The 25,309-nt window shown below is 62.3% G+C and carries 30 protein-coding genes and 1 pseudogene; 3 read left to right on the top strand and 28 right to left on the bottom strand.

Annotation, left to right across the window (positions count from 1 at the left end; translation table 11 throughout):
* The first annotated feature begins 336 nt into the window (after positions 1-336).
* Positions 337-765, top strand: coding sequence for a large conductance mechanosensitive channel protein MscL (mscL, locus tag ACESMT_RS20190; protein ID WP_372828385.1), 429 nt, complete (start codon positions 337-339; stop codon positions 763-765).
* 195 nt (positions 766-960) lie between these two features.
* Here the strand turns inward: mscL and pdxA are convergent, their stop codons facing one another.
* On the bottom strand, positions 961-2,001 hold the full coding sequence (gene pdxA, locus ACESMT_RS20185; protein ID WP_372828387.1) for a 4-hydroxythreonine-4-phosphate dehydrogenase PdxA: 1,041 nt from the start codon (positions 1,999-2,001) through the stop codon (positions 961-963).
* Positions 2,002-2,227: 226 nt separating this feature from the next.
* Between pdxA and ACESMT_RS20180 the strand changes: the two genes are divergently transcribed.
* Positions 2,228-3,601: a diguanylate cyclase domain-containing protein gene (locus ACESMT_RS20180; protein WP_372828384.1), complete on the top strand. Its 1,374-nt coding sequence runs from the start codon at positions 2,228-2,230 to the stop codon at positions 3,599-3,601.
* 7 nt (positions 3,602-3,608) lie between these two features.
* Here the strand turns inward: ACESMT_RS20180 and ACESMT_RS20175 are convergent, their stop codons facing one another.
* Positions 3,609-4,391 (bottom strand): Nif3-like dinuclear metal center hexameric protein, encoded by a 783-nt coding sequence (locus tag ACESMT_RS20175; protein WP_372828383.1) that lies wholly within the window; start codon positions 4,389-4,391, stop codon positions 3,609-3,611.
* 333 nt (positions 4,392-4,724) lie between these two features.
* Positions 4,725-5,648: a cysteine synthase A gene (cysK, locus tag ACESMT_RS20170; protein WP_372828382.1), complete on the bottom strand. Its 924-nt coding sequence runs from the start codon at positions 5,646-5,648 to the stop codon at positions 4,725-4,727.
* A gap of 227 nt (positions 5,649-5,875) precedes the next feature.
* On the opposite strand from cysK, the gene ACESMT_RS20165 reads away from it, so the two are divergent.
* A complete protein-coding gene (locus tag ACESMT_RS20165; protein ID WP_372828381.1) occupies positions 5,876-7,039 on the top strand; it encodes a S1C family serine protease in 1,164 nt (387 codons plus the stop codon).
* Positions 7,040-7,106: 67 nt separating this feature from the next.
* On the opposite strand, the gene tatC is transcribed toward ACESMT_RS20165, so the two are convergent.
* From tatC to ACESMT_RS20040, 25 genes and pseudogenes are all read right to left on the bottom strand, one after another.
* Positions 7,107-7,898 carry a twin-arginine translocase subunit TatC gene (gene tatC, locus ACESMT_RS20160; RefSeq protein ID WP_372828380.1) on the bottom strand — a complete coding sequence of 264 codons (792 nt, stop codon included), beginning with the start codon at positions 7,896-7,898 and terminating at the stop codon, positions 7,107-7,109.
* A 66-nt stretch (positions 7,899-7,964) separates the two neighbouring features.
* Positions 7,965-8,444: a Sec-independent protein translocase protein TatB gene (gene tatB / locus ACESMT_RS20155; RefSeq protein ID WP_372828379.1), complete on the bottom strand. Its 480-nt coding sequence runs from the start codon at positions 8,442-8,444 to the stop codon at positions 7,965-7,967.
* 124 nt (positions 8,445-8,568) lie between these two features.
* Positions 8,569-8,808, bottom strand: coding sequence for a Sec-independent protein translocase subunit TatA (gene tatA, locus ACESMT_RS20150; protein ID WP_372828378.1), 240 nt, complete (start codon positions 8,806-8,808; stop codon positions 8,569-8,571).
* Positions 8,809-9,070: 262 nt separating this feature from the next.
* Positions 9,071-9,445, bottom strand: coding sequence for a histidine triad nucleotide-binding protein (locus ACESMT_RS20145; protein WP_372828377.1), 375 nt, complete (start codon positions 9,443-9,445; stop codon positions 9,071-9,073).
* Positions 9,446-9,468: 23 nt separating this feature from the next.
* Positions 9,469-9,840 (bottom strand): DUF4870 family protein, encoded by a 372-nt coding sequence (locus ACESMT_RS20140; RefSeq protein ID WP_372828376.1) that lies wholly within the window; start codon positions 9,838-9,840, stop codon positions 9,469-9,471.
* 29 nt (positions 9,841-9,869) lie between these two features.
* Positions 9,870-10,238 carry a phosphoribosyl-ATP diphosphatase gene (locus ACESMT_RS20135; protein ID WP_372828375.1) on the bottom strand — a complete coding sequence of 123 codons (369 nt, stop codon included), beginning with the start codon at positions 10,236-10,238 and terminating at the stop codon, positions 9,870-9,872.
* A gap of 4 nt (positions 10,239-10,242) precedes the next feature.
* Positions 10,243-10,632: a phosphoribosyl-AMP cyclohydrolase gene (hisI, locus tag ACESMT_RS20130; RefSeq protein ID WP_372828374.1), complete on the bottom strand. Its 390-nt coding sequence runs from the start codon at positions 10,630-10,632 to the stop codon at positions 10,243-10,245.
* Positions 10,633-10,832: 200 nt separating this feature from the next.
* The gene (gene hisF, locus ACESMT_RS20125; RefSeq protein WP_372828373.1) at positions 10,833-11,612 is read right to left on the bottom strand and encodes an imidazole glycerol phosphate synthase subunit HisF; all 780 of its coding nucleotides are present in this window, start codon (positions 11,610-11,612) and stop codon (positions 10,833-10,835) included.
* A 142-nt stretch (positions 11,613-11,754) separates the two neighbouring features.
* On the bottom strand, positions 11,755-12,495 hold the full coding sequence (hisA, locus tag ACESMT_RS20120; protein ID WP_372828372.1) for a 1-(5-phosphoribosyl)-5-[(5-phosphoribosylamino)methylideneamino]imidazole-4-carboxamide isomerase: 741 nt from the start codon (positions 12,493-12,495) through the stop codon (positions 11,755-11,757).
* Between the two features lie 83 nt (positions 12,496-12,578).
* Positions 12,579-13,256: an imidazole glycerol phosphate synthase subunit HisH gene (gene hisH / locus ACESMT_RS20115; protein WP_372828371.1), complete on the bottom strand. Its 678-nt coding sequence runs from the start codon at positions 13,254-13,256 to the stop codon at positions 12,579-12,581.
* 103 nt (positions 13,257-13,359) lie between these two features.
* Complete coding sequence (gene hisB / locus ACESMT_RS20110) at positions 13,360-13,989, bottom strand: imidazoleglycerol-phosphate dehydratase HisB (RefSeq protein ID WP_372828370.1); 630 nt, start codon at positions 13,987-13,989, stop codon at positions 13,360-13,362.
* Positions 13,986-15,077 (bottom strand): histidinol-phosphate transaminase, encoded by a 1,092-nt coding sequence (hisC, locus tag ACESMT_RS20105; protein ID WP_372828369.1) that lies wholly within the window; start codon positions 15,075-15,077, stop codon positions 13,986-13,988. Before hisC ends, hisB begins: the two co-directional genes overlap by 4 nt.
* On the bottom strand, positions 15,074-16,393 hold the full coding sequence (hisD, locus tag ACESMT_RS20100; RefSeq protein ID WP_372828368.1) for a histidinol dehydrogenase: 1,320 nt from the start codon (positions 16,391-16,393) through the stop codon (positions 15,074-15,076). Before hisD ends, hisC begins: the two co-directional genes overlap by 4 nt.
* Positions 16,394-16,401: 8 nt before the next feature.
* The gene (gene hisG / locus ACESMT_RS20095) at positions 16,402-17,049 is read right to left on the bottom strand and encodes an ATP phosphoribosyltransferase (RefSeq protein WP_372828367.1); all 648 of its coding nucleotides are present in this window, start codon (positions 17,047-17,049) and stop codon (positions 16,402-16,404) included.
* A 151-nt stretch (positions 17,050-17,200) separates the two neighbouring features.
* Positions 17,201-18,472, bottom strand: a complete 1,272-nt coding sequence (gene murA / locus ACESMT_RS20090; RefSeq protein WP_372828366.1) for a UDP-N-acetylglucosamine 1-carboxyvinyltransferase — start codon at positions 18,470-18,472, stop codon at positions 17,201-17,203.
* A gap of 4 nt (positions 18,473-18,476) precedes the next feature.
* On the bottom strand, positions 18,477-18,725 hold the full coding sequence (locus tag ACESMT_RS20085; protein WP_372828365.1) for a BolA family protein: 249 nt from the start codon (positions 18,723-18,725) through the stop codon (positions 18,477-18,479).
* Positions 18,726-18,853: 128 nt separating this feature from the next.
* Positions 18,854-19,609 carry an ABC transporter permease gene (locus tag ACESMT_RS20080; RefSeq protein WP_372828364.1) on the bottom strand — a complete coding sequence of 252 codons (756 nt, stop codon included), beginning with the start codon at positions 19,607-19,609 and terminating at the stop codon, positions 18,854-18,856.
* Between the two features lie 127 nt (positions 19,610-19,736).
* Complete coding sequence (locus ACESMT_RS20075; RefSeq protein ID WP_372828363.1) at positions 19,737-20,666, bottom strand: ABC transporter ATP-binding protein; 930 nt, start codon at positions 20,664-20,666, stop codon at positions 19,737-19,739.
* Positions 20,667-20,750: 84 nt separating this feature from the next.
* Entirely contained in the window at positions 20,751-21,020 is a 270-nt protein-coding gene (locus ACESMT_RS20070) for a lipid asymmetry maintenance protein MlaB (protein WP_372828386.1), read from the bottom strand.
* A 13-nt stretch (positions 21,021-21,033) separates the two neighbouring features.
* Positions 21,034-21,666, bottom strand: a complete 633-nt coding sequence (locus tag ACESMT_RS20065) for a phospholipid-binding protein MlaC (RefSeq protein WP_372828362.1) — start codon at positions 21,664-21,666, stop codon at positions 21,034-21,036.
* A 148-nt stretch (positions 21,667-21,814) separates the two neighbouring features.
* Positions 21,815-22,564, bottom strand: coding sequence for a VacJ family lipoprotein (locus tag ACESMT_RS20060; RefSeq protein ID WP_372828361.1), 750 nt, complete (start codon positions 22,562-22,564; stop codon positions 21,815-21,817).
* The gene (gene mlaD, locus ACESMT_RS20055; protein ID WP_372828360.1) at positions 22,561-23,067 is read right to left on the bottom strand and encodes an outer membrane lipid asymmetry maintenance protein MlaD; all 507 of its coding nucleotides are present in this window, start codon (positions 23,065-23,067) and stop codon (positions 22,561-22,563) included. The genes ACESMT_RS20060 and mlaD overlap by 4 nt, the downstream gene beginning before the upstream one ends.
* A gap of 97 nt (positions 23,068-23,164) precedes the next feature.
* Positions 23,165-23,959, bottom strand: a complete 795-nt coding sequence (gene mlaE, locus ACESMT_RS20050) for a lipid asymmetry maintenance ABC transporter permease subunit MlaE (protein WP_372828359.1) — start codon at positions 23,957-23,959, stop codon at positions 23,165-23,167.
* A complete protein-coding gene (locus ACESMT_RS20045; RefSeq protein ID WP_372828358.1) occupies positions 23,956-24,825 on the bottom strand; it encodes an ABC transporter ATP-binding protein in 870 nt (289 codons plus the stop codon). The genes mlaE and ACESMT_RS20045 overlap by 4 nt, the downstream gene beginning before the upstream one ends.
* 281 nt (positions 24,826-25,106) lie before the next feature.
* Positions 25,107-25,309: pseudogene (locus ACESMT_RS20040) on the bottom strand (pca operon transcription factor PcaQ); the annotation flags it as partial.

Genomic DNA, 25,309 nt, shown 5'->3' with positions numbered 1-25,309 from the left:
ACGGCGCAAGTGGTGATGATCCAGTTTCTTTTATCTTTATCGATGGGCGCGCTCAGCGGCGCCTTGAGGCTTGCTTCGGTCATGGGTGTCCTACAAGAACAGGCTTGAAAAACTTGAAAAAGGGCGTATTGGGGTCAACCCGGGATTGTAACGGAGCGCGACGCGCCCTTTCAAGCGAGTTAGGTCCGGTCCGACGGCCCGACTGCGGCATAGCGCACGCAAGCGCCGGGAAACTGGGTGCCAGGCCTGCACGAATGCGCCGACCGCAACCATAATCCGGCCTTGCGTCCGCACACAGGCAGCGGGTACCGGTCAGGCAACACCAAGGAGCACGCCATGGGAATGATGAAGGAATTCAAGGAATTTGCCGTCAAGGGCAATGTGATCGATCTGGCCGTCGCTGTGATCATCGGCGCGGCTTTTGCAAAAATTGTCGACTCCGTGGTCAGCGACCTGATTCTGCCGCTGGTTGGCGCGGTGATCGGCAAGCTGGATTTTTCAAACTTTTTTATCGTGCTGGGCAGTGTGCCGCCGGAAACCGCCATGACCCTGGACGCACTGAAAAAAGCCGGCGTCCCCGTGTTTGCCTATGGCAACTTCATCACGGTGGCGGTTAATTTCGCGATCCTGGCCTTCATCATCTTTCTAATGATCAAGCAGATCAACCGGCTCAAGAAGGAAACCCCTGCGGCGCGGCAGGCACCGATAGTCACGCCTGAAGACGTGTTGTTGCTGCGCGAGATTCGCGACAGCCTGAGGAAATAAACACCCCCCTGTGGCTCGCTCACTTCGTGTAGCGGGCCTCTCCCCTACAGGGGACGGCGCCTGCCAACTGGCAAAGCCAGATAGGCGGCTCCCGCTTGCGAAGTCATGGCGCTTACTACGTATTTGATAGCTGCTTGCGCCCGCCAGACAGGGGTGGTGGGCCTATTTCCCTCATAGAAACCAGCTGAAGGTGATTCAGGCAGATAGTTGGCGCGCCATGCGGATGGCCGCGATCAGGCTGGATGCATCTGCCGAGCCCTTGCCTGCGATGTCAAAAGCCGTGCCGTGATCCGGGCTGGTACGCACCATCGGCAAGCCCAGGGTGACGTTGACGCCCTGCTCGACACCGAGGTACTTGACCGGAATCAGCCCCTGGTCGTGGTACATCGCCACCACCACGTCGAACTCGCCGGCGTGCCCGCTCTTGGCCCGGGCCCGCATGAACACGGTGTCCGGCGCGAAGGGGCCGCTCACGTTGAGGCCCTGCGCGCGAGCGGCGGCAATGGCGGGTGCAATGGTGTCGATTTCTTCCCGGCCAAACAGGCCGCCCTCGCCCGCATGCGGATTCAGCCCGGCCACCCCGATGCGCGGCGCGCCGCCGGCGACCCCTCGCACCGACGCGTGGGCAATCTGCAGGGTCTGGAGCACGTTGTCGAAGGTCACTGAGCTGATCGCATCACGCAGCGACAGATGGATGCTGACCAGCACGGTCTTGAGTTCGTCGTTGGCCAGCATCATGCGCACCGGCATGTCGGCTACGGCCTTGCCCGCATAGGCCGCCGCTTCGGCCTGAAGCAGTTCCGTGTGCCCCGGAAAACGCGCGAACCCCGCGCCCGCCAGCGCCAGTGCCTCCTTGTGGATGGGCGCGGTCACCATGGCTGCGATCTCGCCGGACAGGGCCGCGCGGGCCGCCCAGACAATGCAGTCCGCCGCCGCCTTGCCGGCCAGCGCGCTGACCTGCCCAAAAGCCGCAAGGGCCGGAAGCTCACATGTTTGCAGCACGGGAATGCAACGCGGCGGCGCCGCCTGCCAATCGGCGACCTTGTCCAGTTGCGCGAGCGGCAGCACCAGCGCGTCAGTGCCGGCGATCAGGCGGGCGGCCCGGCGCAGAGTCGCGACATCCCCCACCACCACGCAACCGGCCAGCACGGCCGGCGCATCACGGAAAGCCTTGGCAATGATCTCGGGGCCAATGCCTGCGGGGTCGCCCATGGTGATGGCCAGCGGGCGGGGCATCACCATGGAAAACTCCTCTTTTCGACCGTTCGGGCCTTGGTGTATTTCATGACTTCCCTCGGCCATCTGAACGGCCCGTAATGGTTTCAACGCCAACCTGTCCGCAGCCCGCATACCCGGGCATCCGCAGACCGCAGGCAGCCGGATGGGAAGGAAGCAGGAACATGCATTCTGTCGGTATTTTCGCGCATAGACGGGCGCAGGCTGCCAACCTGCCTGCAACGCCATGACCGATGCCGAAATCATCATCTGGAGCGCCGCCGCCGGCTCCATGGGCCTGGTGGTGTTGCTGGCCGCTGCGGAGGCCGCGTACAGCCGCAGCCGCGCCAGCCTGCAAAGTCTGGTTTATCTCGGCCTCTACTGGCTCTTTTTCACCCTGCTCAGCGGCTTGCCGGCAGCGATGCTGCCACCGGCCGCTGCGCCATGGGTACACGTCGCCCAGGTGCTGATCGGGCCCTTGCGCAGCGGAATGGGCTTTTACGGCGGCAGACACTGGCTGGCGTCAAGCAGTCGCGACCGCCTGACCGACATCAGCTTTCGCGGCACGACCTGGCTGTGCCTGGCTGGCGGGCCGCTGTGCCTGCTGCCGCCGCCCGCGCTGCAACTGCCCGCGTCGGGCGCACTGACCGTCGTGAGTGTGTGTGTGATGCTGTGGCTGACCGTGCGTGCGGCCCAGCACGGCGACCGGATGGCCTGGGGGCTGGCCACCGCCAGTGTGTTGACACTGCCTTTGCAACTGGGCCTTTACCGGCTGGCGCTGGGTTTCGGCCCGCTGTCCACCCCCGTTCAGGCGGGTGTGGCCCTGCTGGGCTTGCTGGGCTTGCTGGGCTTGCTGGGCTTGCTGGGCTTGCTGGGCTTGCTGGGCTTGCTGGGCTTGCTGGGCTTGCTGGGCTTGCTGAGCATGCCCCTGATCGCCGGTCTCTTGTGGCTGCGCAATCACCACAGCCGGCAGATCAGTCATCACACGCGCTCGCGGCGTGACCCCGTGACGCAGCTGCACAGCAGCGTGGTGATGGTCAAAAAAATCATCCGGGCACAGCGTCGCCAGGCGCGTACCCAGCGCGACGGCGCGTTGATGGCAGTGCAGGTGTTCGAGCCCGAGCGGCGGCTGGCCCAGATCGGCCATCATGGACTCAACGATATCTACAACCAGCTGGCCAAACGGATGCAGCGCCACACCGGCGTCGTCAACCCGGCCGGGCGTTATTACGACCACTGTTTTGTGGTGCTGATCGAGACCCTGCATTCGCCGCGCTGGATACGTACCCTGGGGTTGCGTGTGGCGTCCAGCCTGCGCAAGCCACTGGAGGTGACCTCCCTCAGTGGCGAGCGTCTCAAAGTCAGCGCCGACATCGGCGTGGGTCTGGTGCATCTGGCGGGCGCGGCCAAGGACGTCGCCCAGTTGCTCCACGAGGTGCAGAGCGTGGCAACGGCAGCACGCGCCATGCGCTCGCGAGCAGCGTTGCTGGACGAGATCAGCCGACAGGCCGTGCCAGTGGAAAACGCCGAGTTGGGCGCCAGCTGGCACGCGATGCGCACCGCGCGCTCCCACCCCGCACGGGCGCTGCAATCGGCACGCCAGCGCCGGACCGCGACCTGATCCACCTCTAAGCCGGGTTGTCGATGTCGATGAACTCGTGCGCCAGTCCGAACTGCGCGGCCACATGCGCAGCCACGGCAGGCGCACCATAACGCTCGGACGCGTGGTGGCCGCAGGCAATGAAGGCCACGCCCATCTCCCGCGCGTAGTGCGCCTGCGGCTCCGAGATCTCGCCGGTGATGAAAGCGTCAGCGCCTGCGGCAATCGCGTCCTCGAAATAACCCTGCGCGCCGCCGGTGCACCATGCTATGTTTTTGACAGCTGACTGTGCAGGTCCGACAAGGGCTACAGGGCGATTTAATGCATTTTTGATGTGGGCAGCGAGCTGCTCGGCGCTGTCAAAGCCATCTTCGGCACCGCTGCGGCTGCCCAGAAAGCCCAGCTGGTTCTCGCCGAACCAACGATCCGCCTTGAGCCCGAGCCGCATGCCAAGCTGCGCGTTGTTGCCCAGTTCGGGATGCGCGTCCAGCGGCAAGTGGTAGGCATAGAGATTGATATCGTGCGCCAGCAGCAGCCTCAGGCGCTGCTTCATCCAGCCGGTGACGCGGCCGTCCTGGCCGCGCCAGAACAGGCCGTGGTGCACAAAAATCGCGTCGGCCTGCGCCGCGACGGCGGCTTCGATCAGCGCCAGACTGGCAGTCACGCCCGAGACGATTTTTCGCACCTCGGCCTTGCCCTCAACCTGCAAGCCGTTCGGGCCGTAGTCCTTGAAGCGCTCGGGCTCCAGCAACTGGTCGAAAGCCGTCAGCAGCAGCGCCCGCGGCGCAATCGCAGCTTTAGCCGAGAGCACGGCACACCGCCTGACGTGGCCGAGGCGAACCACTCACTGTGGCGAGCGTGCGAGCCTGCTCTCCTGTCAAGCCAGGGCCGCGGGTCAGGCTCCGCCGGCCCGCAGGCGCAGCGGCGACCTCGGGGCTGGCGCTTGCGGCTCCGAACCTGCTTGAGCAGGTTTGGACAGGTGCCAGAAGCGAAGCCTCTGGCGAGCGGCGGCCTGCAAGGTGCAGCGCAGCACACGCAGTGGGAAGCGTGGGTGCAACAGTTTCACCGCCGGGCCGCTCCAAGGTGGAAAGCGCCCCCTCGGGGGGCGGCGCACGACGCGAAGCGAGAAGCATGGGGGCCATATTCAAGGCAGGAAGCCTTCGACCGACAGGTAGCGCTCACCGGTGTCGTAGTTGAAGCCCAGCACCGTGCTGCCTGCGGCAATCTCAGGCAGTTTCTGCGCAATTGCAGCCAGCGTCGCGCCCGACGAGATGCCGACCAGCAGGCCTTCCTGCGCAGCGCAGCGGCGCGCGTAATCCTTGGCGGCGTCGCCTTCGACCTGGATCACGCCGTCAAGCAAGCCGGTGATCAGGTTGGCCGGGATAAAGCCTGCGCCTATGCCCTGGATCGGGTGTGGCGAAGGCTTGCCACCACTGATCACGGGCGAGGCGCTCGGCTCCACCGCATACACCCTGGTCGCTGGAAATTGAGCCTTGAGCACCTGCGCCACGCCGCTCAGGTGGCCGCCGGTGCCGACACCGGTGATCAGCACGTCCACACCCTGCGGAAAATCGGCCAGGATTTCCTGCGCAGTGGTGCGAACATGGGCCTCGATATTGGCCGGGTTGTCGAACTGCTGCGGCATCCAGGCGCCCGGCATTTTCGCGACCAGCTCCCGGGCATGCGCGATGGCGCCGTTCATGCCTTTTTCGCGCGGGGTCAGCTCGAAGCTGGCGCCGTAAGCGAGCATCAGGCGGCGCCGCTCGATGCTCATGCTGTCGGGCATCACCAGCACCAGCTTGTAACCCTTGACCGCAGCCACCATGGCCAGGCCGACGCCGGTGTTGCCCGAGGTAGGCTCGATGATGGTGCCGCCGGGTTTGAGCATGCCTGCCTGCTCGGCGGCCTCGACCATGCTCAGTGCAATCCGGTCCTTGATCGAGCCGCCAGGGTTGCTGCGCTCGGACTTGACGTAGATCTGGTGGGTCTCGCAGGCCGCGCCGAACAATCGGTTGATGCGGATATGCGGCGTGTTGCCGATGGTGGCGAGGACGCTCGAGGCTTTCATGGCAGCTCCTTGGGTTGGTCTTGCATTGTAGGAAGGGCCGGATACGGTGCCGCTGCGTTGCCAGCCGTACCCACAAATTATGGCCCTTCCGGCCGGTCCGGGCTGCGGCAAGGCAAGGCAAGGCAAGGCAAGGCAAGGCAAGCAATTTGGGCGAAAATTGCGGCTATTGCAATCGCTTTCAGGCCCGACCCCCGGGCACCACGGCCACCCTTCTTCCTGGACCCACCATGCGCAAATCCTGGCTTTTGTTTTCCCAAACCGTCACGGTGCTGCTGGCCGCCTTTTTTGTGGTGGCCACGCTCCAGCCCCAGTGGCTGCAACGGCCAGGCCTGGGCGGTGTGTTGGCGGTGATTGAAGCGCCAGCCGGCAGCGGCCCCGGCAACGCCGCCGCAGCCGGCAGCTTTGCCGCGGCGGCCAAGGCTGCTTCGGCCGCCGTGGTCAGCATCAACACCAGCAAGGCGGCGGCGCGCCACCCCAACATGGAAGACCCCTGGTTCAAGTTTTTCTTTGGCGACCAGGGCGGGCTCAGCGAGCCCCAGGTCGGACTGGGCAGCGGGGTGATCGTCAGCCCGAACGGCTACATCCTGACCAACAACCATGTTATCGAAGGCGCCGATGACATCGAGGTGATTCTCAACGACACCCGCAAGGCCAAGGCCAAGGTCATAGGCACCGACCCCGAAACCGACTTGGCCATATTGAAAATCGAGCTCGACAAGCTGCCCGTCATCGTGCTGGGCAGCTCGGACACCGCACAGGTGGGCGACCCGGTGCTGGCCATCGGCAACCCCTTCGGCGTCGGCCAGACCGTCACCAGCGGCATCGTCAGCGCACTGGGTCGCAACCAGCTCGGCATCAACACCTTCGAGAACTTCATCCAGACCGATGCCGCGATCAACCCCGGCAACTCGGGCGGCGCGCTGGTCGACACCCAAGGCCGGCTGCTGGGCATCAACACCGCGATTTATTCCCGCTCGGGCGGCTCCATGGGCATCGGGTTTGCCATTCCGGTTTCCACCGGCAAGCAGGTACTTGAAAGCATCGTGAAAGACGGCCAGGTCACGCGCGGCTGGATAGGCGTGGAGCCACAGGATCTGAGCCCGGAACTGGCCGAGACTTTCGGCATCAAGCCCGGCGCCCTGGCCGGCGGCGGCGGCGTGATCATCACCGGCGTGCTGCAAAACGGTCCAGCGGCGCGGGCCGGCATCGTGCCAGGCGATGTGATTCTTGACGTGAGCGGCAAGCCGGTGGGCACAGTGTCCGAACTGCTGACCGCTGTGGCGGCCCTCAAGCCGGGGGTGCCCGCGCCGCTGGGCGTACTTCGCAAGGACAAAAAGGCCGAAATCGCCGTGGTCCCCGGCACCCGCCAGCGGCAGCAGGTGCGGCGCTAGCCGCCAATTTGCTCTCTATTTGATAGCTGCTTGCACACGCCAGTCTTGGGCTGCAGGCACTTCTTCCTCAGGATTTGGCGGCTTCGCCGTCTTCAGGCGCCTTGGTGTGCCTGATGAACAGCTGGGCCGACCAGATGCCGACCTCATAGAGCAGGCACATCGGAATCGCCAGTGCAAGCTGCGACACCACGTCCGGTGGCGTGACGATGGCGGCGATCACAAACGCCAGCACGATGAAATAGCCGCGGAACGCCTTGAGTTTTTCGATGCTGACAATGTTCATGCGGGCCAGCACGATCACAGCAATCGGCACCTCAAACGCCATGCCGAATGCCAGAAACATGCTCAGCACAAAACCCAGGTAGGCCTCGATATCAGGGGCGGCAACGATCGATTTGGGCGCGAAACTCTGGATGAATTTAAACACCTGGCCAAAAACAAAGAAGTAGCAAAAAGCCACGCCCACAAAAAACAGCAGCGTGCTGGACACCACCAGCGGCATCACGAGTTTTTTCTCGTGCGTGTACAGCCCGGGGGCGACAAAGGCCCACACCTGATACAGCACCACCGGCAGCGCCAGCATAAAGGCCGCCATCAGCAGAATCTTCAGCGGCACCAGAAACGGCGAAATCACCGAGGTAGCGATCAGCGAGGCACCCTTGGGCAAGGTGGCGACCAGCGGCGCGGCCAGCAGGTCAAACAGCAGCGCCGGCCCTGGCCAGATAGCCAGAATGCCAGCGGCGATGGCAATGGCGATCACCACCCGTATCATCCGGTCGCGCAGCTCCATCAGATGCTGCACAAAAGGCTGCTCGGTGCCCGCGAGTTCGTCGGGCTTGTCGGTGTTGGTATCGCTCATGGAAGGAATTTGCGCTGGACGAAAGGCGCGACGGGGTGCGCTGGAAAATACCGGTGAAGGGAAAAATCAGCCATTGCGGCTGGATGACGCGCTGGGGCGGGGGCGAAAACGCGCCACACGGGCCGCGCCCGACAGGGCCCTGGTCCGCACGCCGGAGCGGGCCTTGTACCACTGCGGCGTAGCGCCGGTTTTAAGGCGCCAGTTTTTCTTCGGGTGTTTGTATTCGGGGAAGCTGATCATGCCCGGCAAGTCCTCGCTGGACGCCGTGCCAGTGGTTTCAGCCCAGGATTTTTCAAAGTCGCTGGCGTTGGTCTGGATGGAATTTTCGACATCGCGCGCGGCTCCTTCCATCGAATCTTTCATCTTCTTGAGCTCGTCCAGCTCCATGGAGCGGCTGACCTCCTGCTTGACGTCGGCCACATACCGCTGCGCCTTGCCCATCAGGGTGCCGATGATGCGGGCGACACGCGGCAGCTTTTCAGGGCCGATCACGATCAGCGCCACCGCGCCTATCAACGCGATCTTGGACAAGCCGATATCGATCATCGGAACGCCGACAAATGAAGCGGCAAGTGCGAAGAGCGTTGCGCCGCCGGGCCGCCCCAAGGCGCAACAGCCCCCCCGGGGAGCAGCGTGTTACGCGAAGCGAAGAGCGTGCGGGCGAACATCCTCAGGACTTTTGCTTGGCTTCCACGTCGATCGTGGTTTTGTCGGCATTTTGAGCATGCGTGACCTGTCCGGCGGCCGCGGCCTTTTCGTCGTCGGTCTGGCCACCCTCCTTCATGCCGTCCTTGAAGCCCTTGACAGCGCCGCCGAGGTCGCCGCCCATGTTTTTGAGCTTTTTGGTGCCGAACACCATCACCACAATCAACAACACAATCAGCCAGTGCCAAATGGAAAATGAGCCCATGTTTCTCTCCTAATCTTTAATTGCAATGTTGCAGAAGGTTCCAGCCATTCTAAAGGCCTTGCGCCCGGCTGCGCCCGAATAGCCCTGCATTGACCGCAGAGCTTCATCTGGTGCGCGATGCCAGAGCCGCAAGTGGGGATTTACCCTTCCAACGAACGTGGGGCTCTTTAACTCGACCGGGGTCGCGGATCCGGCTTTGCCGGCCCGCAGGCGCAGCGCCCCCTCGGGAGGCAGCGACCCGCGCAGCGGCGGAGCGTGGGGGCTAACCCTTCAACCAGGGCCGTGGGCCGCCCATCACATGGATGTGCAGGTGGTGCACTTCCTGCCCGCCTTCGGCGCCCGTGTTGGTGACGATGCGATACCCCCCTTCCGGGTAGGGTTTGCAGCCTTTTTCGAGGGCCAGTTTCGGAGCCAGCGTCATCATCCGGCCCAGCAGGGCCGCGTGTTCCGAGCCGACCTGAGCCATCGACGGGATATGCGCTTTCGGGATCATCAAAAAATGCACCGGCGCCCACGGGTTGATGTCGTCAAAAACAAAGATGTCGTCGTCTTCGTACACCTTGCGGCTGGGGATTTTGCCGGCTGCGATTTTGCAGAAAATGCAGTTGTCGTCGTGAAAAGGGCTGTGCAGGGTCATGGGCGTGGCGAATGGGACGCAGGTCAAAGGTCGGCAGGGGTGGTGGCGGGACGCTGGCTGTTGAAACGCAGCCAACCGCGTATGCAGCGGTACAGATACCAGAGCCACACGATGCCATAGGCAATCATCCCGGGTAGCACGAACAGCAACCAGAGCGGCGACAGCAGCACCAGCCACATCAGGGTCCACCAGAAGGTCTGGATCATGTAATTGTGGTGGTCAATGTACAAGGCATCGGACTCCTCGCTGCGGCGCACATAGTTGACGATCAGCGCGATCACCGCGAAGACGCCACCGCTGAACCAGGCCAGCGTGTGCAGTCCGTACAGCACATGCATGACGACGCGGTCGTTGGGGCTTTTGCTGTCGAATTCGGCCAGGTTGGTTTCGCTCATCGGTGTTTCCTCTCGTCTGAAGGGTTTCGTTATTTTTCGCCGGCTTCGCGGGCCTGGGCCTTGCGCAGGGCTTTCTCCTCAATGCCGCTGGTACCCTCGCGGCGCTCGAGCTCGGCAATCACATCGGCCGGACTCAAACCGTAATGCGCCAGGGCGATCAGGCTGTGAAACCACAAATCGGCCACTTCGCCGACCAGTTTGGCGGGGTCACCGCCATGGTCCAGGTCTTTGGCGGCCATCACTGTTTCGGTGGCTTCCTCACCGATTTTTTTCAGGAACGCATCGGGACCCCGGTGCAGCAAGCGGGCCACATAACTGGACTCAGGGTCTCCGCCACGCGCCGGCTTGCGGCTTTCAATGATGTGCGCGAGGCGCTGCAGGGAGTCGTTGGAAGTCATGGTCTTATTTGTAGATATTGGAGGGGTCTTTCAACACCGGCTCGGTCACCACCCATTGACCGTCCCTGTAAAGGCTGAAAAAGCAGCTGTGGCGGCCTGTGTGGCATGCAATTCCCGGTTCGTGACCGAGCTGGGTGACTCTCAAGAGGATCACGTCGTTGTCGCAGTCCATGCGGATCTCGTGCACGGTTTGCAGATGACCGGATTCCTCACCCTTGTGCCATAGGCGTCCGCGCGAGCGGCTGTAATACACCGCCTGGCCAAGCTCGGCGGTTTTCTGCAGCGCCTCGCGGTTCATCCAGGCAAACATCAACACGTCGCCGCTGGACGCTTCCTGGGCAATCACCGGGATCAGGCCCTTGTCGTCCCATTGGATGTCGTCTAACCATTTCATGGACGTATTATCGCCCCCACGTTCGCTCGCTGCGCGTAGCTCTCTGCCCCCCGAGGGGGCGCTGCGCCTGCGGGCCGGCGAAGCCGGACCCGCGGCCCCGGCTGAAAGGGGAGACAGTCCCTCGAACCTGCGTGGTTACTATCAAACTCATAGCTGCCTGCGTACGTCAGCTATGGGCTCCGGGCCTAAAAGACTTGAAACTACGTGCGTACCGGGATGCCGCGCGCGGCCATGTGGGCCTTGGCTTGCTGCACCGTGTATTCGCCGTAATGGAAGATGCTGGCGGCCAGCACCGCATCGGCGCCGCCGATCTGGATGCCGTCGGCCAGGTGGTCCAGGTTACCGACACCGCCGGAGGCGATCACCGGCACGCTGACGGCGTCGCTGACGGCGCGGGTCAGCGCAAGGTCAAAGCCGGCCTTGGTGCCGTCGCGGTCCATGCTGGTCAGCAGGATTTCGCCGGCGCCGCGCTGCGCCATTTCAGTGGCCCAGGCCACGGCATCCAGCCCCGTGTTTTTGCGGCCGCCGTGGCTGTAGACATCCCAGCCTGGCCCGCGGGTCAGTGCCTCTTCTTCGGAGCGGCGCTTGGCGTCGATGGCGACCACGATGCACTGCGCGCCGTATTTGGCCGAGGCGTCTGCGATCACCTGCGGGTTGGCCAGCGCGGCCGAGTTGAAGCTGGTCTTGTCAGCACCAGCATTGAGCAGGCGGCGTACGTCGTCCACCGTGCGCACGCCGCCGCCGACCGTCAGCGGAATGAAAACCTGTGACGCTACGGCCTCGATGATATGCAGGATCAGGTCGCGGCCGTCACTGGTGGCGGTGATGTCCAGAAAGGTCAGTTCGTCGGCGCCCTGCTCGTTGTAACGCGCAGCGATCTCGACTGGGTCCCCGGCGTCGCGCAGCTCGACAAAATTGACACCCTTGACCACGCGGCCGCCCGTCACATCAAGGCATGGAATGATTCTTTTCGCTAACATGCGCCGCCACGTTCGCTCACTGCGAGCCTGCGGCAGCTCTCTGCCCCTTTCACTGGAAGAGGGGCCGCTGCGCCTGCGGCCCGGCGAAGCCGGTTCTGCGGCCCCGGCGGGTGTGAAGAGGTGCTATTCGCGGCAGTTTTAGTCATCCGTTCAGCTCGTCGGCGCGGGCCTGCGCCGCAGCGAAATCGAGATCACCGCTGTAAATCGAACGGCCGCAGATCACGCCTTCCACGCCTTCGTCTTCCACCGCACACAGCGCCTCGATGTCGGCCATGTTCGACAGCCCGCCGGAGGCAATCACGGGAATGGTCAGCGCCTGTGCCAGCTTGACAGTGGCCTCGATGTTGATGCCGGTGAGCATGCCGTCGCGGCCGATGTCGGTGTAAATGATGCCTTCCACGCCGTAGTCCTGGAACTTCTTGCCGAGGTCGATCACTTCGTGGCCGGTCATCTTGCTCCAGCCGTCAGTGGCAACCTTGCCGTCCTTGGCATCGAGGCCGACGATGATGTGGCCGCCGAAAGCAGTGCAGGCGTCCTGCAGAAAGCCGGGGTTTTTCACCGCGGCCGTGCCGATGATCACGTAGCGCAGGCCGGAGTCGAGGTAACGCTCGATGGTGTCCAGGTCGCGGATGCCGCCACCGAGCTGCACATCGATCTCGCTGCCGACCTCGGCCAGGATTTTCCGGATGGCAGCCTCGTTTTTAGGCTTGCCTGCAAACGCTCCATTCAGGTCCACCAGATGCAGGCGACGCGCGCCCTTGTCGACCCAGCTGCGCGCCATGGCCGCTGGGTCTTCGCTGAAGATGGTGGACTGGTCCATGTCGCCCTGTTTGAGGCGCACACAATGGCCGTCTTTCAAGTCAATCGCGGGGATGAGTAGCATGGGCAGGTTGGCAAAGCAGTGGATGGGAAGGAAAAAGCGGCGGGAGGGTAAAAAAAGGGCGTGCGGCTGCCAGCGTCGGGGCTTCAGGGGTTCCAGTGCAGGAAGTTGCGGTAGAGGGCCAGGCCGTGGTCTGCGCTTTTTTCGGGGTGGAATTGGGTCGCGAAAATATTATCGCGTGCCAGCGCCGCCGTAAAGCGCGCGCCATAGTCGGCAAAACCCGCAGTGTGGCGCGCATCCGACGGCTGCGCATAAAAGCTGTGCACAAAATAGAAGTAAGCCCCGTCGGGCACGCCGGCCCATACAGGGTGGGTGGGCTGCGCCTGGCAAACATGGTTCCAGCCCATTTGCGGCACCTTGAAGCGGCTGCCGTCGGGCTGGGTGCGCCCGGCCAGATCGAACTTGTGGACCTCGCCAGGGATCAGGTTGAGCCCTGCAGTGCCGGCGCCGCCATCCCCGGGCTGGCCTTCGTCACTGTGTGTGAGCAGCATCTGCATGCCGACACAGACGCCGAACAAAGGCTTGTTGGCGGCGGCGTGCAGTACCGACGCCAGCATGCCGGAGTCCGCCAGCTCGCGCATGCAGTCGGCAATCGCACCCTGGCCCGGCAGAACCACGCGCTGCGCATTCATCACGTCTTCGGCCCGCGAAGTGACGATGACCTCGACACCGCTGCCACGCGCCACATGTTGCACCGCCTGCGACACCGAGCGCAGATTGCCCATGCCGTAGTCCACCACCGCAACGGTTCTGGCTGCGGTCATCAGCGTGTGGCCCACAAGGAGGCGCTACGAAATTCATAGCTACTTACGCCCGTCACCAAAGGGCTAGGGGGTGAATTAATTCCAGAAAACATCAAGGATAGCCTTACAGCGAACCCTTGGTCGATGGGATCACGCCAGCGGCGCGCGGGTCGATCTCCAACGCCATGCGCAGGGCGCGGGCAAAGGCCTTGAACACGGTTTCGGCCTGGTGGTGCGCGTTTTCACCCTTGAGGTTGTCAATGTGCAGGGTGACAAACGCGTGGTTGGCAAAGCCCTGAAAAAACTCATAGGCCAGCTGGCTGTCGAAGCCGCCAATCATGCCGCTCTTGAAGGGCACATGCATCTCCAGACCGGGACGGCCCGAAAAATCGATGACCACGCGCGACAGCGCCTCGTCCAGCGGCACATAGGCGTGGCCATAACGGCGCAGGCCTTTTTTGTCGCCAACGGCCTGGGCGACCGCTTGGCCAAAGGTGATGCCGACGTCTTCGACGGTATGGTGGCCGTCGATGTGCAGGTCGCCGTCGGCCTGGATGTCCAGGTCAATCAGGCCATGGCGCGCAATCTGGTCGAGCATGTGGTCGAAAAAACCAATACCAGTGGAAAGACGCGACTGCCCGGTGCCGTCCAGGTTGAGCTTGACGGTGATTTTGGTCTCAGCCGTGTTGCGCGAGATCTCGGCAGTTCTCGGGGCGGATGGCGCCAGGGCGGCGGCTGGAGTGGAGGTGGTCATAGGGATTGTTTGAGCGCCGCCAGCATCTGTGCGTTCTCGTCGGCGGTGCCAACGGTCAGGCGCAAACAATGGGCAAGCAATGGGTGCATTTTAGAAACGTTTTTGACCAGCACGCCGCGCGAGCGCATGCCTTCAAAGGTTTTCTGGGCATCGGCGACCCGCACGAGCACCATGTTGGCATCGCTTTTCCAGGTTTTGACGCCCGGCAGGGCATGCAGCGCATCAATCAGCACGCCGCGCTGGGCGCGGATGTCCCGCGCCTGTTCGGCGAAGACATCGGCGTGCTCCAGCGCAAACAGCGCGCATTCGTAGTTGAGCACGCTGATGTTGTAGGGCGGGCGTACCTTGTCGATTTCGGCGATCAGCGCTGCAGGACCCATCATGTAACCCAGCCGCACGCCGGCCAGGCCGAACTTGCTCAGGGTGCGCATCAGCAGCACGTGGCCGTAACGCCCGGGTTCTTTGGCCATACGGGTGATGTAGCTGCGGCTGGCAAAAGGCTGGTAAGCCTCATCCATCACCACCAGCCCCGGCGCCACAGCGATGATTTTGTCGATCACGGCGTCATCCCACAGGTTGGAGGTCGGGTTGTTCGGGTAGGCAATGTAGATGATGGACGGCTGATGCTCTGCAATCGCCGCCAGCATGGCAGCTTCATCAAGCTCGAAGTCGGCAGTCAGCGGCACACCGATGAATTTGAGGCCCTGCAACTGCGCGCTCATCGCATACATCACAAAACCCGGCAGCGGCGCCAGTATCGAGCCGCCTTCCACGTCGCAGGCCATGGCCAGCAGCGAGATCAACTCGTCCGAACCGTTGCCCAGCATGATGTCAAAGCCTTCGGGCATGCCGGCGTGATCGGCCAAGGCCTTGCGCAAGTCATTGACGCGTCCGTCCGGGTAGCGGTTGAGCGCCAGCGCGCCCAGGCGCTGGCCCAGATGCGCCTGCATCGCCGCTGGCAACCGGTGTGGGTTCTCCATCGCGTCGAGCTTGACCATGCCAGCCGAATCCTGAATGGCGTAGGCATGCATGGACTGCACGTCTTGTCTGATCAGTTTCTTGAGGTTGACCCGTTCGCTTGCGCTCATTTTTTCATTCTCATTTCAGCCGCCTGGGCATGTGCCTGGAGGCCCTCACCATAAGCCAGTGCGGCGGCAATCTTGCCCAGGGTCTGGGCGCCGGCTTCGCTGACTTCGATCAGGCTGCTGCGTTTCTGGAAATCGTACACGCCGAGTGGACTGGAAAAGCGCGCCGTCCCGCTGGTCGGCAACACGTGGTTGGGTCCGGCGCAGTAGTCGCCCAGGGACTCGCTGGTGTACGCGCCCAGGAAGATCGCGCCGGCATGTTTGAGCAGCGGCTCCCACCGATGGGGTTGGGCGCTGGAGACCTCCAGGTGTTCCGGCGCAATGCGGTTGCTGATGGCGCAGGCTTCTTCCATGCTGCGGGTAAGAATCAATGCGCCGCGGTCGTTGAGGGACTTGGCGATGATCTCCGCGCGCGGCATGTCCGGCAGCAGCCGGTTGATGGCGGCCTGCACCGCGTCAATGTAAGCCGCGTCGGGACACAGCAGGATGCTTTGCGCGAGTTCGTCGTGTTCGGCCTGGCTGAAAAGGTCCATGGCCACCCAGTCGACTGGCGTGCTGCCATCGGCCAGGACCAGGATTTCAGAAGGCCCGGCAATCATGTCTATGCCCACCGTACCGAACACATGCTTCTTGGCGCTGGCGACATAGGCGTTGCCGGGGCCGGTGATCTTGTCCACGGCAGGGATGGTGGCCGTTCCGTAAGCCAGCGCCGCAACCGCCTGCGCGCCGCCGATCGTGAAGGCGCGCGTGACGCCGGCGACATGGGCGGCCGCCAGGACCAACGCATTTTTTTCGCCTTTTGGCGTTGGCACCACCATGATTATTTCGCCGACGCCGGCCACATGGGCGGGAATCGCGTTCATCAGCACCGACGAAGGATAGGCCGCCTTGCCGCCAGGCACATAAATACCGACGCGGTCCAGCGGCGTGACCTTCTGGCCCAGCAGCGTGCCGTCTTCGTCGCGGTACTGCCAGCTTTCACCGCTGGCCTTCTTCTGGGCCTCGTGGTAGCTGCGCACCCGGGCAGCCGCAGCCTGCAGCGCATCACGCTGGACGGCCGGAATCATGTCGAAAGCCCCCTTGAGTTCGGCCTGCGTGAGTTCAAGCGCATGCAATGAATTCACATCGAGATGGTCGAAGCGGCGGGTGTATTCCAGCACGGCGGCGTCACCGCGCAGCTGCACATCGGCCAGGATGGCGGCGACGACCTGTTCGATGGCCTGGTCGGCTTGCGCCGACCAGTGCAGCCGCGCCTTGAGTTGAACATCAAATGCAGCGTCAGCTGTTGACAGGCGGGCGGGAGTAGCTATTAATTTCATAGCATTTTTCAGGCGATGGGTTTGCCAACGGCGCTGGCAAAGGCGTCGATGATGTCGCGCAGCGGAGCCTGCTTGAGCTTGAGCGCGACCTGGTTGACGACCAGGTGCGAGCTGATGTCCATGATGCGTTCGACCTCGACCAGGTGGTTGGCCTTGAGGGTGTTGCCGCTGCTGACCAGATCAACAATGGCGTCGGCCAAGCCGGTCAGCGGCGCCAGTTCCATGCTGCCGTAGAGCTTGATCAAATCCACGTGTACACCCTTGGTGGCGAAAAAATCGCGTGCAATGCTGACAAACTTGGTCGCCACCTTCAAGCGCGAGCCCTGCTTGACAGCAGCCTCGTAATCAAAACCGTCACGCACCGCCACACTCATGCGGCATTTGGCAATCTGCAGGTCCAGCGGCTGGTACAGGCCCTGGCCACCGTGTTCGATCAGCGTGTCCTTGCCGGTCACGCCGATGTCGGCGCCACCGTACTGCACGTAGGTCGGCACGTCGGTGGCACGAACCAGCACCACGCGCACGTCGGGCCGGTTGGTGCCGATGATCAGCTTGCGTGATTTTTCGGGATCTTCCAGCACCTCGATACCCGCCGCCTTTAGCAGCGGCAGAGTTTCGTCGAAGATCCGGCCCTTGGACAAAGCAAGCGTTATCACAGTGATGCTTTCAAAATATAGCTGTGCACGCAAGCAACGCGCAACGAGGACTGCCAGTTCCAGTTCGAGCCGCGGAACCGGCTTTGCCGGGCCGCAGGCGGGTGGCCCCCTCGGGGGGCAGCGAACCACACGAAGTGAGGAGCGTGGGGGCTCATCGAATCCTCTCGATGTCCGCGCCGATGCCGCGCAGCTTGGCTTCCATCTGGTCGTAACCGCGGTCCAGGTGGTAAATGCGGTCAATCAGGGTGTCGCCCTCGGCCACCAGACCGGCAATCACCAGGCTGGCAGAAGCGCGCAGGTCGGTGGCCATCACGGTGGCGCCCGAGAGTTTTTCAACACCTTCGATGACAGCGAATTTGCCGTCGATTTCGATTTTCGCGCCCAGACGCACCATCTCGTTGACATGCATGAAACGGTTTTCGAAAATCGTCTCCGTCACCTTGCTCGCGCCTTCGGCAATCGCATTGAGCGCCATGAACTGGGCCTGCATGTCGGTCGGGAAGCCGGGGTATTCGGTGGTGCGAAACGATTGCGCCTGCATGCGGCCCTGCGCCTGTACGCGAATGAAGCCGTCACCGGCGGTGATCACGGCGCCGGCATCACGCAGTTTGTCGATCACGGCTTCGAGATGGTCAGCGCGGCCATGGCGCAGCACCACATCGCCCCCAGCCGCAGCCACGGCGCACAGAAAGGTGCCGGTCTCGATGCGGTCGGCCACCACCTGGTGGGTGCAGCCGTGCAGCCGCTCCACGCCCTGGATGCGAATGCGGCGGCTGCCATGGCCTTCGATCTTCGCGCCCATCTTGATCAGCATCCCGGCCAGGTCGCCGATCTCCGGCTCCTGCGCCGCGTTTTCGAGAATGGTTTCGCCCTCGGCCAAGCTCGCGGCCATCATGAAATTTTCGGTGCCGGTGACGGTGACCATGTCGGTCCTGATGCTGCAACCCTTGAGGCGTTTTTGTCCGGCCGGAAGTTTGGCGATCATGTAGCCGTGTTCGACCACGATGTCTGCGCCCATGGCCTGCATGCCCTTGATGTGCTGGTCCACCGGCCGCGAGCCGATGGCGCAACCGCCGGGCAGCGACACCGTCGCCTCGCCGAAACGCGCCAGCAAGGGGCCCAGCGCCAGCACCGAGGCGCGCATGGTCTTGACCAGCTCATACGGCGCTTCCGGGGAACTCAGCGCACCGGCGTTGATGACGACGCTGCTGGGCATTTTTTCGCTGCGTTCGGCCGTCACACCCATGTTGCGGATCAGCTTGAGCATGGTCGCCACGTCCTGCAGGCGCGGCACGTTTTCCAGCGTCACCGTGTCAGCGGTCAGCAGTGCGGCGCACAACTCCGGCAGTGCGGCGTTTTTTGCGCCTGAAATATCGACAGTGCCAGCCAATGGCCTGCCGCCCCGGATAAGTAGTTTGTCCATGCTCTTATTCTGCTGCGTTGTTGTTTGCCCATTCGGCCGGCGTGTAGGTTTTCATCGACAGGGCATGTACCTCGTCGGTCTGCATGCGCCCGCCCAGCGCGGCATAGACGCGCTGATGGCGCTGGATCAGGCGCTGGCCCTCGAAGGCACTGGAAACCACGGTGGCGTACCAGTGCCTGCCGTCGCCAGTCACGTCGAGATGGTCGCAGGCCAGGCCGGCGCCAATGAGGGTTTGCAGTTCGTCGCTGGTCATAGTGTTATCTGTAGGGCACCAAGGTCAATGGTTTTCAAGCAGGGCCGCGGAACTGGCTTTGCCAGGCCGCAGGCGCGGCGCCCCCTCGGGGGGCAGAGAATTACACGAAATGAGTGAACGTGGGGGCATCAACTTCTGATTTTGTAACCAATACGCAGCAAATTCACCGCGATGCAGCTGACCACCAGAAAAGCGGTGCCCACAATGGACAGGCTCAACCAGGGAGAGACGTCGCTGACACCGAAAAACCCGTAACGAAATCCATCGATCATGTAGAAAAACGGGTTCAGGTGGCTGACAGTCTGCCAGAACGGCGGCAGGGAATGAATGGAGTAAAACACGCCGCTCAGAAAGGTCATGGGCATGATGACAAAGTTCTGGAAAACGGCCATCTGGTCGAACTTTTCCGACCACAGGCCCGCAATCAGCCCGAGCGCACCGAGCAAACCCGCACCCAGCAGGGCAAACACCACAATCCACAACGGCGCCACAAAACCCGGACGCCCAAAATAAACCGTCACTGCAAACACACCCAGCCCCACCGCCAGGCCACGCACAATGGACGACCCGACATAGGCGCAAAACCAGGCCCAGTGGGACAGCGGCGTGAGCAGCACAAACACCAGGCTGCCCATGATCTTGCTCTGGATCAGCGAGGACGAACTGTTGGCAAAGGCGTTTTGCAACACGCTCATCATGACCAGGCCCGGCACCAGAAAAGCCGTGTAGCCGACGGTGCCATAAACCTTGACCTGGTCCTGCAGCACATGGCCGAAGATCAGCATGTACATGACAGCCGTGAGGATGGGCGCGCCCACGGTCTGGAAACCCACCTTCCAGAAACGTAAAACCTCTTTGTAGAAAAGCGTCTGCCAACCTGTCATGCTGCCATTGCCCCCACGCTTGTCACTTCGTGTACGACGCTACCCCCCAAGGGGGCGCATTTTTCCTTAGGGCGGCCCGGCGGAAAAACAGCCTCCACACAGGGTCTCGCACAACGCTTGTCGGCGCTCATGCAGCTACTCCAATTTTCTCGGCCATCACTTCAAGAAACACGTCTTCGAGGTCGGCTTTCCGGATTTCGACGTCTTCAGCGACCAGACCGGCCTCGCGGATCGCGCTGAGGTAGTGCTCGATCTCGCTGGCATTGTGCGCAGGCAGTTGCACGATACGGCCGGTGATGCGCGCCTTGTCGGCCAGCGCTTTCGGGAGCTCGCTGTCGATCTTGAAACGCAGCACGTTCGACGATGCGGCCCTGAGCAGTTCGGAAGTCCGGGCCAGAGCCACCACGCGGCCTTGCTTGAGCATGGCGATGCGGCTGCACAGTGCCTCGGCTTCTTCCAGGTAATGGGTCGTCAGCAGCACCGTGCTGCCCTGCTTGTTCAGCCTGGCAATAAATTGCCAGAGAGTCTGGCGCAACTCCACATCCACACCGGCGGTAGGTTCGTCCAGCACGATGACCTGGGGTTTGTGAACCAGCGCCTGCGCGACCAGCATGCGGCGCTTCATGCCGCCTGACAGCTGCCGCATATTAGCCTGCGCCTTGTCGGCCAGGCCCAGACTGGAGAGCAGCTCGTCAATCCAGTCGTCGTTGTTTTTTACGCCGAAATACCCCGACTGGATACGCAACGCTTCGCGCACCGTGAAAAACGGGTCAAACACCAGCTCTTGCGGCACCACGCCCAGCTTGCGGCGCGCGTCGGCATAGTCGCTGACCACGTCGCTGCCATGCACGGTGACCGAGCCGCTGGTGGCACGTGACAAGCCCGCAAGAATGCTGATCAGGGTCGTTTTACCGGCGCCGTTGGGGCCTAAAAGGCCGAAAAACTCGCCCGGCTGGATGTCGAAGCTGACATTTTCCAGCGCCTTGACGCCCGGGCCGCTTTGCTTGTTTGTACTTGGGTATTTTTTGGAGACGGACTGAAATGAGATAGCTGGCATGAGCCGGCTATTTTAAGGGCTGATCCCCTTGTCCGGCCCCGCTGCAGCGCGATAAGGGTTTTCAGGCTGCACGAGGTCCGTGTATCAAGCGGCGGGGAGAAGTGTTTCCACGCCGTACAGCCTGGACAGCCGGCGCAGGCGATCAGGAAGATCCTGCACTGAGAATGCCTTGCCAGCGGCCAGGGCCTGGCGGCGGCAGGCCAGCAAAACAGCCAGCGCGGAAGAGTCAAATTCTTCCAACGCGCCGGCATCCGCCACGACCTTGGCGCCCGTCTCGCGGGCCAGCATGCCGGTCAACGCCAACAGCGCCGGCGTTGCAAGGTCATGTGTCAGGCGGGCGGGAATCGGCAGCACGGCATCCACAGGGTCAGGACTTCTTGCCGCTGTTGGACTTGTTGCGCTCAGCCAGCGCAGCGATCAGGCCGTCCACCCCCTTGGCGGAGATCTCCTGCGCAAACTGGGTGCGATAGGTCTCGACCAGCCAGATACCCAACACATTAAGGTCATAAATTTTCCAGCCGCTCGGGGTTTTTTCCATCCGGTAATCCAGCTGGATGGGGTCACCGCGACCGATGATTTCGGTCCGCACCTGGACTTCGGTATCGGTGGGCGCGGCGCGCAAGGGTTTGACATTGACAGTCTGGTCCTTCACCTGGGCCAATGCCCCGGCGTAGGTGCGTACCAACAGGGTCTTGAATTCGTCCTGCAGGCGTTTTTGCTGCTCGGGCGTGGCCTGACGCCAGTTGCGACCGACGGCAGCCGCTGTCATGCGCGTGAAGTTCACGTTAGGCATGACTTTGCCGTCCACCAAGGTGATGATTTTGCTGACATCGCCGCCCTGAATGGCCTTGTCCGCCTTGATGGCATCGAGCACCTCGGTGGATGTGCGCTTGATCAGTGCATCGGGCGCTTCTTCGGAGGCCCGCGCCGGTGCAAAGCCTGCCAGCAGGACCAGGGACAGGGAAACGCCCACAACATGGTTAAAAATTCGACGGTTCATGATTTATCTTTCAGGTCAGAACAAATACCGGCTGGATCGCCCAAACAGGCGCATGGGCATGAGGCAGCAAGTAATTGATTGGACAGTGCTTTTCCTGCGTTAGTTCGGCCCGGCGTGTGAAGTTGCGCGCCTGACTTGTAAAGACTCTTTACTTTGCCGGCGCGGCCGAAGGCACTTTTTCAGGCAGGTCATACCGCTCCTCATCCCCTCCATTGGTGTCAAGCACCACTCCGCGCCGCTGCAAATAGGCATCACGGGTAAAGCTGTATTTGTCCAGCGCCGCCTGATCCAGCACCTTGCTGGCGCGCAGCAGGCTGGCGCGCAGATCCACCGCGCGCAAGACATACAGGGAGTTGCGGGCGGACACATCGTGCACATGGCTCACCAGGTCACCCTTGGCGTCCACCGCCAGCGCTGCCGTGTCACGAACGGTCGAAGGGCCAAGCACGGGCAGCACCAGGTAAGGTCCAGCGTCCACACCCCATCGGCCCAGGGTCTTGCCAAAATCCTCGTGGTGCCGCTCGATACCCATTTCGGTGGCCCAGTCCAGCACGCCGCCGAAGCCCATGAGTGTATTGACGCTGAAACGCATCAGGCTGTCAACGGCCGCCTGCGGCTTGGCCTGCAGGATGTTGTTGACGAAAGACCAGGGATCAGAAAGATTGCTGAAGAAGTTGTTGACACCGGTGCGCACCGGCGATGGCAACACGTCCTGGTAGACCTGCGCCACCGGTTTGACGATGGCTTCGTCCAGGCCCTCATTGAAGCGGCTCACACTGCGGTTAAACGGCTCAAAGGGATCGCGCGGGTTGGGCCCGGTCGCGCAGCCTTGCAGCAGGGCAAGGACCAGCATACCGGCCCACAGACCGGCAAATTTCATCGTGGATCGTGTTTTCATTTTTTATCGTGGTTCCCTGCCGGCGCCGCAGTCGTCGAATTGGAACCGCTGTCCGCCGCCTTGCTGTACAAAAATTGGCTGATCAGGTTTTCCAGCACCACGGCCGACTGGGTCTGTTTGACCACGTCTCCCGCCGCCAGAGTTTTCTCGTCAGCGCCCGCCACAATGCCGATGTACTGCTCGCCCAACAGGCCACTGGTGAGGATTTTCAGTGAGCTGTCCTTGGGAAAGACGTACCGGCTTTCCATCGCCAGATTAACACTTGCTTGATAGTATTTGTCATCAAACGTAATACTTTCGACGCGTCCCACTATGACGCCCGAGCTTTTGACGGCAGCACGTGGTTTTAAACCACCAATATTGTCAAATATGGCCACCACCGGGTAGGAGCTGTCGAAGCTCAAGGTCAACAAATTGGCAGACTTCAGGGCGAGAAACAGAACCGCTGCAGCGCCTGTCAGCACAAACAGGCCAACCCACAGGTCATTTTTGGAGCGTTGCATGGTGGTTCCTTGGGGAGCAGCGTCCGCAGCGTAGGCCGGACATTGGGTAAGAGATGGATTTTCGCATTGGAAAGACTGTTTGCCGAGGTGATGAAAATCACACGCTGAACATCAAGGCTGTCAGCACGAAGTCCACCCCCAACACCGCGAGCGAGGCCAGCACCACGGTGCGCGTGGTGGCCCGCGCAACGCCTTCAGGTGTGGCTTGCGCCTCGAACCCCTGGTAAAGCGCAATAAAAGTCACAGTCACCCCAAATACAAAACTCTTGACGACGCCATTGCCGACGTCGCGCCAGACATCCACACCGGACTGCATCTGGCTCCAGAAGGCGCCGGCATCGATGCCAATCATCAACACGCCAACCACCCAGCCGCCCAGAATGCCAACAGCGCTGAACACTGCCGCCAGCAAGGGCATCGCGATCACGCCGCCCCAGAAACGAGGCGCCAGGAGCCGGCGCACCGGATCCACCGCCATCATCTCCATGGCCGACAACTGCTCGCCGGCTTTCATCAGCCCTATTTCTGCCGTCAATGCCGTTCCGGCGCGCCCGGCAAACAACAGTGCGGTCACGACCGGGCCAAGTTCGCGAACCAGGGTCAGGGCCACCAGCAGACCAATCGCTTCCGAGGAGCCGTAACGCTGCAACGCGTAATAACTCTGGAGCCCGAGCACAAAGCCAACAAACAGGCCGGACACTGTAATGATGGCCAGCGAGTAGTTGCCCAAAAAGAAAATCTGGTCTCGCACCAGGCCAAAACGAGCGAGTGTTGGCCCGGTCAGCGCCAGCAGGCGCGACATCAATCGGGCGGCATGGCCCAGCTCGGCCAGTTGGTTGCGTGTGACAAAGCCCAGATTTGAGAGCAGGCGGACAGGGCTGTAAGGGCTCAAAAGTATTTTCCTTTACTCTTAGTCGCTGTATTGGCCGTTTTCCTTACAGCCGGGTTTCCAAAATCCGTCTCAACGTCTGGTCCCGGGTAATGAAACTGGACCGGTCCTTCTGCCAGCGCGTTGACGAACTGGTGCACCAGCGGATCGGTCGAATGCCGCACTTCGTCAGGCGTACCCTGTGCAGCAATGCCGCCGTTGGCGAGGATGATGACCTTGTCGGCGATGCGGAAGGTTTCTTCGAGGTCGTGCGACACCACGATGCTGGTGATGCCCAGCGTGTCATTGAGCTGGCGTATCAACTGGGCAGCCGTCCCGAGCGAAATGGGATCCAGACCGGCGAAAGGCTCGTCGTACATGATGAGTTCGGGGTCCAGCACCATCGCGCGAGCCAGCGCCACGCGCCGGGCCATGCCACCCGACACCTCGCTGGGCATCAGGTCATGCGCACCGCGCAGGCCGACCGCGTTAAGCTTCATCAGCACGATGTCGCGCACCAGTTCATCGCTGAGTGACGTGTGTTCGCGCAGGGGAAATGCCACATTGTCAAAAACACTGAGATCGGTGAAAAGGGCGCCGAACTGGAACAGCATGCCCATACGGCGCCTCGCCGCATACAGGGCGCTCTGGCTGAAACCGCCCACATCCTTGCCGTCAAACAAAACCTCGCCGCTGGCCGCCTTCTGCTGGCCGCCGATCAGGCGCAACACCGTGGTTTTGCCGCCGCCCGAGGCACCCATCAGCGCCGTCACCTTGCCGCGTGGTACGGACAGGGTTACATCGCTCAGGATCACACGATCCCCTTTGGAGCCCGGGTAAGCAAAGCTCACGTGCTTGAATTCAACGAGGGAGGGTGCACTGTCGGCCATGAGGGGAAAGAAAAAAGCCGACGTGAGTGTCGACTTGGATTGCCATGCCGCGATGATAAAGGGTTTGCCCTGACAAAGCTGCAGCCGCCCCCCTTATATCCCCTGAAAACAGTCCCATGAACATGGGAAACACGACCGAAAGAGCAGCGTTAGCGGCCAGGCAGTGCGAATTCCCAGGGTCTGTATGCTTAATCGGGGCTCGCGCCCTGTCCATTGGGTGCTGGCAGCTATTAAAATGATAGCACTTCGGGTTTGATTCGGGTGCGACCCTACGCGCCCGGTCAAGCGACAGCCGGCCGATGGCCCTGCGCAACCCGGCGAACCGCGCTGATCACCTGCTGCAGCGCTGGCGTGGCCGCCATGTCGGCGCGCAGCGTCAGCCCCACCCGCTCTTCCGTGCCCGAGGTGTTGACCTGCAGGCGCACCAGCGCGCCGCTGGCCAGTTCGGCCGCCAGCGCGCCCAGCGGGAACAGGCACACCGCGT

The organism is Polaromonas sp. (assembly GCF_041689105.1).
GTDB lineage: Bacteria > Pseudomonadota > Gammaproteobacteria > Burkholderiales > Burkholderiaceae_C > Polaromonas.
This window is presented reverse-complemented; position numbering and strand designations above follow the sequence as displayed.